Annotated in this window: 11 protein-coding genes and 1 pseudogene; 6 read left to right on the top strand and 6 right to left on the bottom strand. The window is 57.0% G+C overall.

All coding sequences use genetic code 11. The features are described 5' to 3' along the window. Nucleotides 1–971: 971 nt before the first annotated feature. From P1Y20_RS17905 to P1Y20_RS17880, 6 genes and pseudogenes are all read left to right on the top strand, one after another. Nucleotides 972–1,484, top strand: coding sequence for a zinc ribbon domain-containing protein (locus P1Y20_RS17905; protein WP_304450054.1), 513 nt, complete (start codon nucleotides 972–974; stop codon nucleotides 1,482–1,484). Between the two features lie 217 nt (nucleotides 1,485–1,701). Then, the gene (locus P1Y20_RS17900; protein WP_304450053.1) at nucleotides 1,702–2,541 is read left to right on the top strand and encodes a ParA family protein; all 840 of its coding nucleotides are present in this window, start codon (nucleotides 1,702–1,704) and stop codon (nucleotides 2,539–2,541) included. Then, on the top strand, nucleotides 2,541–2,924 hold the full coding sequence (locus P1Y20_RS17895) for a DUF8115 family protein (RefSeq protein WP_304450052.1): 384 nt from the start codon (nucleotides 2,541–2,543) through the stop codon (nucleotides 2,922–2,924). Before P1Y20_RS17900 ends, P1Y20_RS17895 begins: the two co-directional genes overlap by 1 nt. A 269-nt stretch (nucleotides 2,925–3,193) precedes the next feature. Beyond that, entirely contained in the window at nucleotides 3,194–3,526 is a 333-nt protein-coding gene (locus tag P1Y20_RS17890) for a DUF6788 family protein (RefSeq protein ID WP_304450051.1), read from the top strand. Between the two features lie 85 nt (nucleotides 3,527–3,611). Beyond that, a pseudogene (locus P1Y20_RS17885) lies at nucleotides 3,612–4,283 on the top strand (IS6 family transposase). Between the two features lie 445 nt (nucleotides 4,284–4,728). Then, complete coding sequence (locus P1Y20_RS17880; protein ID WP_304450050.1) at nucleotides 4,729–5,487, top strand: IclR family transcriptional regulator; 759 nt, start codon at nucleotides 4,729–4,731, stop codon at nucleotides 5,485–5,487. Between the two features lie 3 nt (nucleotides 5,488–5,490). Here P1Y20_RS17880 and P1Y20_RS17875 read toward each other — a convergent pair whose 3' ends face one another. The 6 genes from P1Y20_RS17875 to P1Y20_RS18825 all read right to left on the bottom strand — a co-directional run. Beyond that, a complete protein-coding gene (locus P1Y20_RS17875) occupies nucleotides 5,491–5,952 on the bottom strand; it encodes a nuclear transport factor 2 family protein (RefSeq protein WP_304450049.1) in 462 nt (153 codons plus the stop codon). A 3-nt stretch (nucleotides 5,953–5,955) separates the two neighbouring features. Beyond that, nucleotides 5,956–6,933, bottom strand: a complete 978-nt coding sequence (locus tag P1Y20_RS17870) for an alpha-ketoacid dehydrogenase subunit beta (RefSeq protein ID WP_304450048.1) — start codon at nucleotides 6,931–6,933, stop codon at nucleotides 5,956–5,958. Continuing rightward, nucleotides 6,933–7,913 carry a thiamine pyrophosphate-dependent dehydrogenase E1 component subunit alpha gene (locus tag P1Y20_RS17865; protein WP_304450047.1) on the bottom strand — a complete coding sequence of 327 codons (981 nt, stop codon included), beginning with the start codon at nucleotides 7,911–7,913 and terminating at the stop codon, nucleotides 6,933–6,935. The genes P1Y20_RS17870 and P1Y20_RS17865 overlap by 1 nt, the downstream gene beginning before the upstream one ends. A 53-nt stretch (nucleotides 7,914–7,966) precedes the next feature. Beyond that, nucleotides 7,967–8,749 carry an enoyl-CoA hydratase/isomerase family protein gene (locus tag P1Y20_RS17860; protein WP_304450046.1) on the bottom strand — a complete coding sequence of 261 codons (783 nt, stop codon included), beginning with the start codon at nucleotides 8,747–8,749 and terminating at the stop codon, nucleotides 7,967–7,969. Between the two features lie 56 nt (nucleotides 8,750–8,805). After that, a complete protein-coding gene (locus tag P1Y20_RS17855; protein ID WP_304450045.1) occupies nucleotides 8,806–9,816 on the bottom strand; it encodes an alcohol dehydrogenase catalytic domain-containing protein in 1,011 nt (336 codons plus the stop codon). A 221-nt stretch (nucleotides 9,817–10,037) separates the two neighbouring features. Next, nucleotides 10,038–10,211 (bottom strand): acyl-CoA dehydrogenase family protein (locus P1Y20_RS18825; RefSeq protein WP_368662202.1); only part of this gene is annotated, 174 nt, incomplete at its 5' end.

The raw sequence follows: 10,211 nt of genomic DNA, 5'->3' as shown, positions 1-10,211 counted from the left end.
ATTGGATTCACAAAAAATCATCTACTCACTCATATCCTATCTGGAATTTGTTAAAACAGTCGTGCGAAGATACACAGCGTGTATCGGTCATTTGTTGGGCACCAAAATCGAAATGTCAAACAGGGACAGCGGAGATCGTGACCACGGTAATGAGTCCCTCATTATTTGTATCGGGTCTCGCCTAAAGAAGGTGAGGTAATCCGGTTTCCTCCCGGCGAGTTTCAGTCTGGTAGAAACGCGTCTGGTCAGGAATTGGTAGCCCTCGCTATGGGTGCGCCTCGCAACACTGCGGATATACGAATCCCAGTACTGTGCCCTACCTGTGACCACGAGAATCTACGCTTGAACACCGGTGATGCTGGTGTTACCTTCGTCTGCCCTTCCTGCAATAGTGAGCATATCCCGCGAGATTGTCCCCACTGTGGGCATGCTGATTTGACTCTCACCCGGAGAAACAGTCGGACGGTAACAGTATGCAAAGATTGTGGTTCAGTGTTCGAGAATCCTCCACTTCAAGATTGATACAATCTATTGACTAGTGTCTCGGATTTGCGATTGTTGGCCGACTGATACACACTGTGTATGCAGCACAATGAGACTGGCAGAACTGTGAGAGATTGGGCCCCTCACTGAGACACGCACGCTCTCTATCTATCAATACCAGCAATCCATGCAGTAGCTGATTCGACTCACAAGCACTCATGCATTGAGACTCCCAGTCGCAACTTCTGCTGGTGCTCGGTTCGACCGCTCGGAGCTGGTCCAAACTCGAATTGAGGATTGGACCACCTCAACGGGACCCCGCGAAATTGTAAGAATCGATCTCACCGCGAACAAGCAGACAGAGAATATCGCCCCGACTGCGTTCAGATAGCTCCCTAGAGACGAATACTGGCTAGAGTGGGTCCTCGAGGCCGCAGGAGATACCCGCACCAGCAAAGACTCAGTATCTATGACTCGTAGCGCAAAGTATGCCCTACTGCTCGAATTGCGGACGTCGGATCAAGGCAGTTCACCACTACTGTGGCTCCTGTGGACAGGCATTGTCTGAGATTGCAGAGTCAGAGAGTGATCCCCCGATGGCAGTCGGTAGAGATGGATTCCTATCACGACGTTCGCTCACATACGTCAATGAATTGTTGAGGGGAGAGCGAGAACTCGACCATGATTCCGTCTCCTACACGGAGTTATCTCGAGAGGTGACTGCTGCGCTTGCAGATTTTGCTCGCCTCGCAATGATCACCGATCTCGATCTTCTACATCTCTGGGGAGCTGGATCGGACACGGAAGCGTTGAGCATGTCCATCGACGACATGAACAGCAATCAGTTCCGAGACTGGCTCGCTGCGGTTGGGCTGGGACGAACTCTCCAGATGTACGATGACGCGCTTCACACTGAGTTCGAGAACGAGTTCAATGACCGAGTGCAGCAACTGATCGAGTACGCGAATGAAGAGCTTGAGAACGAAGAGGTCCCGGAGTAACTGGACGACAAGATTGGTGGTCAACATACACCAGTAGATGAACTCTCGCAATCAGGTACGAGAACCGGCCAGACCACCGATCTACCACGAGTTGTGCTGAACTCCATAGACTACCTGTGTACCGGTTTTCGTGGTTGCTGGTTTCTATCGGTTTGGAGATCAGTAGACTGTGATTTGTCTGACGTACATTTATGCGTATACGTATACGAAACCGTATATGGCTGCAATGCGAGCGGCACTGTTCCTCGACAAGGGCGGTGTCGGTAAGACCACCGGAACTGCTCATCTGGGCACAGCGCTCGAAAAAGAGGGGTATCGAACCCTGCTTATCGATCTCGCAGGGAAGCAAGGCGACCTGAGTAAGCACTTCGGGCTCTGGGAGGAGTTGCAAGCCGAAGACCGGTGGCCGAACATCGCGACGACGTTTCAGGACGAATGGAGTATCGTCGTCGAAAAACTGGATTCAGCACTCGAGGACCTCATCATCGAGACGGAGGAAGGACCAGATATCATCCCCGCACACGGGTCGCTCGATGGACTGGACGCCGTGTTAGCGAATATCGACGAGCCTGCGGAGCGATATGGCCGCCTCGACGCGTTTCTCACCGAATACGTTGACGATGACTACGATGTAATCCTCCTCGACCTCCCAGGGAGTACATCGAACATCGCATACAATGGCCTATGGGCGGCGAGAAATGTCATCGCCCCCGTTAGACCAGGACCATTCGAAGCGGGGCAAGCCGCTCAACTCAGGCAGGATCTGGATGACATCCACGAAGAGCAGGGCGTCACCATCGAGTTGACCATGGTATTACTGAACGAAGTTGATGAGCGAACGAAGGCGGGCCGACGGTACCTCGAAGAGTTCGCAAGCGAGTACCCTGACGCAATTGCGCCTGCACAGATCCCCTCGAGCCAGGACATCCAGAACGCTCAGATGGATGGGACCGTACTCTGGTCACTAGAACGACCGTCGAAAACTGCCCAGCGGGCAATGGCAGCGTACGAGGAAGATGCCAGAGCGCTCATCGCACGATTAGGAGGTGGTAACTGATGACCGGCAACGAACTCGATGAGCTCCGGGAGTTGACCGATCCAGGATCACGCGTCAAGCAGCCTGCGAAAGAAGACGACGTCGACGAACTCGAGACAGCAATTGTCGAGGCGTTGGAAGCGATCAACCAGCGAGGAAAGGCAAAGACGCTCTCGGTTCGAGATGAGCGACTCGCAGCGGTCATTTACGGTCTAGAGGCAACCGGTGAAATAGAGACCGTCGGAGCGTCACTTCAGAGTGCGCTCGGACGGGATGTCGACGACTCTGTTGACCGGTCAGAACTCCTCAGGTTAGCACTCCGGGTTGGGTTACAGGAGGCTGCACCAGAGGTGATCGAGACCGCCAAATCCGCGCAGATACGGCATATGACCGACCAGTTCTGACGTATACGAATTCCTATTCGTGTCTGTATGCGTATTCGTATACGATACCAGGTGCGTTTTCCCGCAGGCTACTGGACCAGATGTTGAAGTATGTGCAGTTCCCGTGGCTGCGGATCCACGCCTTATACAGATACGTAATCGTATATGATACCGTATACGAATTCGTATACGGGTACGTATTCAGATATGGATTCAAAGAAACTCGGAAGGTATGCCGAGTTCGCCTTACCAAACATCTACGATGATAGCATGGGATACGTTTGGTAAGAATGAATACCGAGAAACCAGACCCACCGACGTCGATTCCAAAGTATATTCGCGAGGGCATCGATCGCCAGGACACCGGAACCCTCGAGGACATCATCGAGTACTGCCACGCACGCATCGACTGGCAGACACGTGACGTGGAGACGGATGAGCTCGCGGAGGCGGACGAAGAGGTCGTCGACGTCGATGGAGATGAGAAGCGCGGGACGATCGTCACGAAGAAAATTCCCTGTGGGAAGGACTGTAGCGGCTGTCCGCATGGCCCTTACCAGTACCGGGTAACCCGACGGGGGGACACGCTGAAGTGGGAATACCTGGGAAAGGTCGACTCCTGATTCGGGTATGGAAGATAACTAGAGGAGGCACGGTCTAGTTAAGCCCGTTTGAGAAGTGAGCAGGTCGTTGAGTCAGTTGGTTCAGATGCTCGCAGACCTGCTCAGCGAGTGCTTTGCGGCGGATTTAGAAGAAACCTGGGAGTGTAAGCGGACAGCGAATACTCTGACGAGTGTCGCCGTCCGGCTCCACGTGACCGGCTGTTCGCTTAGAGAAACAACGTCTATACTCGTAGAATTAGGCGTTAAGCGCACTCACGGAGCAGTATGGAAGTGGGTACATCGGCTGGCTGGCAGCGTCCCTGACCCGACGACGACGCCGTCGCTAGTCACGGTCGACGAGACCGCTGCCAGGGTCAATAGCGAGCGGTCGTGGTTGTATACTACAATATACCTCGACACAAATCTGATTCTTGATGTGCAATAGTTCGGACACATGGTACCGATCCGGCGGCTGCGTTTCTGTCCAGCCTTGCCGAAAAACACGACCTGTCAGACACTGTGTTTCTCGTCGGTCAGTTAGGATGTCGAACTTCCCTTGCTCGATCTGGGTTGAGCGATCGGGTCGACTACACCGATCGGATCCTATCGAAAAGTGGTTTCACACGCTCACAATGCGGGTCGACCGCTTCCATATTCATGGGTGGGCAGTCGGCGGAACGTCCGCCAATGACTTGAACAGTTAATACATTACTACGACTATCTCACACCGCACCAATCGCTCGATGGAAAAACGCCAGTCGAGGAGGTACCAAACTAGACAGTGCCAGACTGGCAATGAGGTACCCCGTTCGATAGTACTACGAGACTGAATTTCACATAACGTAAACTGCTTTGTTACTCGGTTGCGCATCCTATCGAATCTTATAACAAGCATAGATTTGTTATATCTTTCATTCTGTACTTCGGCGTTCATTATAGCCATTGCCCATTGGCCACCTGCCCCCTGCCGTCTCTTGGTATGTATGCACAAACCATGTCCGGCATTACCGGATGCCCAGATGGAAACTATTGATATTGGAACAGGTTGGAGTATCTGCCCCCGTCACCAAGTATCAAAAAGAAAATGTAATTGTCTCAAATTCGGGGATCGCGCGTATCTCTGTAGAAAAGTTCGCCGCGCTGGGGGTGCTAGATCGGCATCCAGCAATTACTCGTCCGGCATTGCCGATACTATAATATAGCAGTCTGTGAATTGCACTCGTATGGCCCCAAAGCTCCCCGTCAACTCCCTGCGAACCACGTTCGCGATAATCGAGGAAATCGTCGATCGCAACGGGGCGGGTATCGCGGAACTCGCGGAGACACTTGAAAAGCCAAAGAGTACCGTCTATGACCACGTCGTCTCGCTGTACGAACTCCAGTACCTCACGCGCGAAGACGGTACGTATCGACTGACATCTGACTTCTTGCGTCTGGGATACTGGAACCGGTATAACCGGACGCTGTACCAGGCGGCGATAAACGAACTCCAGCGCCTTGCTGCAGACACCGGCGAATACGCTAGTCTCACGGTCGAGGAACACGGACGAGCCGTCATCATCGCCACCGAAGAGGGTGAACAGGCGATTCCGGTTCACATCTTTGACGGTCTCAAGATGAATCTCCATACTGCAGCTCCTGGAAAGGCCATTTTAGCGTTCCTTTCTCCAGACCGTGTCGACGAGATCATCGAGACACATGGCCTCCCGAAACGAACTACGAACACCATCACCGATCGCGAGCGTCTCGATACGGAGCTCGAACGGATCCGGGCCGACAACTACGCCCTAGACGACGAGGAACGGCTCACAGGAATGCGCTCTGTCGCCGCTCCCGTTATCGACCGAAGCGGCCGTGTCCAGGGATCGCTATCCGTGTACGGACCGACGAATCGCATCGACGACCACCTGTTTACAGAGGAGCTCCCAGATAAGCTCCTCCGAGCGGCCAACATCGTCGAGGTGTTGCTGAACTACGACTGAACGTTACCGCGAGGCAACGATATCTGCCCAGCCCGCGTCATAGTCCGCGAAGTAGTTGAATTCGGCGATGACCGAACTAAACCGCCATTCAGACCCGTTGTAGACGTACTCGTCGGTGTACTGCCCCTGGATCCAGCCCGCAGTACCATCAGCGAACGTACAGGGGACCTCGAAGTACCACCGCCCAGTCGCCGTCTCTCCATCGATATCGATTACAGGGTTGTGGATCATGTGCGAGAGAAACGGGTGTTCGGCGCCGACGATGTGTTCGGCGAACTCCCGAATCTCCTCGCTTCCATCGAACTCACCGACGGGTCCGAAACTCAGGTGAGCATCCTCAGTGAACAGAGCCGTGTACCCGTCCCAGTCACGGGCATCGATTCGATAGCAGTACTCAGCGCGCAGCTCTTTGATCGCTTCTCGGTGCTCCAGGCGAGTGAGTCGTTCGATAAGGTCAGTTGACATTGGTTACAGTCGTGGGAGTGCAGTAATCGCGTTTTCGATGGCTTCAGCGTCTGGGACGACGGCGTCCGCGAGCGGGGGCGAGAACGGTATCGGTGTGTCGTCCACACCGACGACCGAGACGGGTGCTTCGAGGTGGTAGAACGCGTCCTCTTCGATGCGTCCGGCAATGTAGGACGCCGGGCCATTCCGGATGAGTGATTCATCGGCAACGACAACTCGACCGGTCTTTTTGGCGCTCTCGGCGAGTGTTTCGCGGTCCAGTGGTGCGAGGGTTCGCGGGTTGATCACCTCCACACTGATATCGCCTGAAAGCGTCTCGGCAACGTTCAGTGCGTCGTGAAGCAGCTGTTGGGTGGCGACGACAGTCACGTCGTCACCCTCACGTTCGACGGCCGCTTCGCCGAGTGGCAAGGTGTACGACTCGGCCGGGATCTCGCCCTTCCGGTTGTATAGCCCCATGTGTTCGAAGAACACCACGGGGTCGTCACAGCGAATCGCACTCTTGAGCAACCCTTTCGCGTCGTAGACGGTACTCGCGAGCACCACCCGAACCCCTGCCATGTGCATAAACAGCCCGTGGAGGCTCTTCGAGTGCTGAGCGGCCGCATTGAACCCTGCTCCCCCGTTGACCGTCCGGATGGTCATCGGTACGGAGGCATCCCCACCGAACATGTACTTGAAGAGGCCTGCCTGGTTCATCACCTGGTCTGCGGCCAACCCCATGAAGTCAGCGTACATGATCTCTGCAATCGGGCGCGATCCGGTGAGCGCTGCACCCGCACTGCTTCCAACGATCGCGGCCTCGCTGATGGGCGTGTCGATGACTCGCTCAGGACCATACGAATCGAGGAGCCCGCGCGTGAGACCGAAACTCCCTCCCGCGTCAGCGACATCCTCACCAATGAGGTACGTCGAAGAGTCGCGTTCGAGTTCCTCGTCGAGTGCCTCGGTGATGGCATCGCGCATCGAGCGTTCAGGCATTACAGTTCCTCCGTGTAGACGCCCTCGAAGGCCGTCTCTTCGGCTGGAAATGTACTCTCCCTCGCGAACTCGACGGCCTCGTCGATTCGATCCGTTGCGCCCTCGCGCATCGCTTCGACGTTGTCTTCATCGACCGTCCCTGCGTCGAGGAGTGTTGTCTCGAGGGATTCGATGGGGTCGCGTGCCTGCCACTGCTCGAGTTCCTCGTCGGTTCGGTATCGCGTCGGGTCGCCTTCGTAGTGGCCGTGGTAGCGATAGGTCTCACAGACGAGCAATGACGGACCGTCGCCAGACCGGGCTCGCTCGACGGCTTCTGCCGTCGCCTCGTAGACGTCCTGAACGACCATCCCGTCGACCATCTCGGTCGGCATCCCGTACGTTTCTCCACGAGTAGCGAACCCGTCGACGTGGTGTTGATTCGCGGCGGGCGTCATCTCTCCGTACTGGTTGTTCTCACAGATGAATACCACCGGGAGGTCGAGCACGCCCGCGAGGTTCATCGCCTCGTGAACGGATCCTTCGGCCATCGCACCCTCTCCAAAGAACGAGAGGCAGACAGCATCGGATTGGCGCTGGCGAATCGATAACCCCGCCCCGACCGCGAGTGTTGGTCCTGCTCCGACGATACCGTTCGCACCGAGCATTCCCTTGTCTACGTCTGCAATGTGCATACTCCCACTCTTCCCCCCACAGTAGCCAGTCTCCTTGCCGAACAGTTCGGCCATCATCCGGTCGGGATCAAGCCCCTTGGCAATGGCGTGGCCGTGCCCGCGATGGGTACTCGTGATGTAGTCCTCGTCATCGATGGCAGAGCACGCGCCGACGCCGACCGCCTCCTGTCCGATGTAGAGGTGGACGAACCCCGGGAGTTCGTTGGCTTCGAACAGTGAACTCACCTGGGTCTCGAACTCACGTATGAGTATCATCTCCTTCAGCTGCTCAGCTAGAAGTTCGGGATACTCTTCGACAGCTTCTGGCATACCGAGATAGGCCGAGTCCAACTACAAAAAGGTATGTGTCGCCGTCGCAGGGATTACCGACCGCGGAACTCCGCGTCGCGTTTCTCGATGAACGCGGTCAAACCCTCCTGGTTATCCTCGGTCTCGAACAGCAGCGCCCCGAGGGCTGCCTCCAGCTCGAGTCCGCGTTCGATGTCGGCCCGGCACTGGTTGACAGCTTTCTTCGCGAACCATTGGGCCAGCGGTGGACCGTTTGCGAGGTCAGTCGCTAGTTCGGAGATCCGGTCGTCGAAGGCGTCGTCATCGACGACTTCGTTTGCCAACCCGATATCGACCGCTTCTTCCGCGGCGACCTGCCGTCCGGTGAGAATCAGTTCCTTGGCCTTCATATACCCGACAAGGTGGGTGAGTCGCTGGGTTCCGCCCGCCCCCGGAATGAAGCCGAGGCCGATTTCGGGTTGACCGAACACCGCGCTCTCCGTCGCTACGATCATATCGCACATCATCGCGATTTCGGTGCCTCCACCGAGTGCGATACCGTTGACCGCAGCGATGACCGGGACGCGGCCCGATTCGATGGCGTCTTCGAGGTCAGCCATCCGGTCACGGAACTCCCCACGGAACCACATCCCAGACTGGCCCTGAAATTCCTTGATATCGCCCCCACCGATGAACGCCCGGTCACCTTCGCCCGTCAAGACAACCACACGAGCGTCGGTTTCCGCCGTGGAGATGGCATCCGCGAGCTCGGTGAGGACCTCCGTGTTGACGGCGTTCATCGACTCTGGACGGGCGACGCGCACCGTCGCGACCGGTCCATCGTGTTCTACGGCTATCGTTTCGTACTCATTCGACATCATCCGTCGTTGGGTGACTGGTGTGTTAACTGTTCTCCCGAATGATGCGGGACCGCCTACGGTGTGACGACGAGTTTTCCAACGACGTCTCGGTTCTCCATGTCGGCAAACGCCTGATGCGCCTCCTCGAGGTCGTAGGTCTCGTGAACGGGCGGGTCGAACTGTCCGGCTTCGACGAACCGCACGACTCGTTCGAGGTCCGCTTGTGTCCCCATCGTACTCCCCAGGACCTGCTTGTGTTCGAGGAAGAGGTCTTGCGTATCGAACGTCGAATAGCGGTCGGCAGTCCGCCCACAGATGACCATCCGCCCGCCGCGTCGGAGCGTTGCAAGCCCGGCATCGGTGAACGGCCCACCGAGATGATTGAGCACCGCGTCAACGGGGCCGAACTCTGCGACCGCATCCGGAAGCATCTCGGCGTCCTCGACGACTATCCGGTGGTCACCGCCGTGCACTCCCAGCGCGTCGAGTTTCGACGATGATGTGGACGTACAGATCGAGCGTGCCCCCATCGCAGCGACGAGCTGGGTGGCTGCGACGCCGACGCCACCGGTCGCCCCTGGGATGAGCACGGTATCACCGGCGTCGACATCGGCGCGGCGGAGCATGTGCCACGCAGTCATATACGCGACAGGGAGCGTCGAGGCGGCGACGAGGTCGACGTCATCCGTGAGGACAACAAGTCGATCAGCATCGACGACGACGCGTTCAGCGAATCCTCCGTGGAAGAGATGGTACCGTTCACAGTAGTTCTCCGGACCGTCACGGCAGTATTGACAGGTCCCGCAGGTCATCATCGGCGAGAGGACGACTCGGTCGCCGGGCGCGACGCGTTCGACACTCTCGTCGACGTCGAGGACTTCACCGGCTACGTCGACACCGGAGACGAACGGGAGGTGGTTCTCACGCAGTCGGAAGTCACCTTGTAAGTACAGGAGGTCATGGCGGTTGACCGATGCTCCACGAACGCGGAGCAGTGCTTGACCGTCGCCGACAGTCGGTTCCGGTACGTCGATGGCTTCGACCCCGTCGGGGCCGCCGAGGCTAGTAAACGCTGCAGCACGCATAGACCATCATGACCGTACGGTGTGAAATAGCTTGGCGTGGCTCCCCACACAGCGCTCGCCTCTCATCTGGTCAGGAGTGGCGACGGTGTTTACGCCTCTCCTCGCTTCGTGTGGGCGGCGCCGGTACGTCTCCGCATGGGTATTCGTTGCCGTAGGTCGCCGGGTGACAACGGAAGCCAACAGCGAAAAGGGCGATTACGGCCGGACGAGTGGTGACCCGCTCAGTACGACCGGGGAAGGCCGAGAACGTTACTGCCGACGAATGCCTGTACGAGTTCGTCGCTGACGGGTGCGACCCGCGCGAGGCGAACGTCGCGGTACAGTCGCTCGACGTGGTACTCGTTCGCGAATCCCATCCCACCGAGTGTCTGGACGGCTTGGTCGCAGGCATTGAA

Origin of the sequence: Halomarina ordinaria, from assembly GCF_030553305.1 — an archaeon.
GTDB classification, from domain to species: domain Archaea; phylum Halobacteriota; class Halobacteria; order Halobacteriales; family Haloarculaceae; genus Halomarina; species Halomarina ordinaria.
Note: the sequence above shows the minus strand (reverse complement) of the source record. Positions and strands in the feature narration are given on the sequence as shown.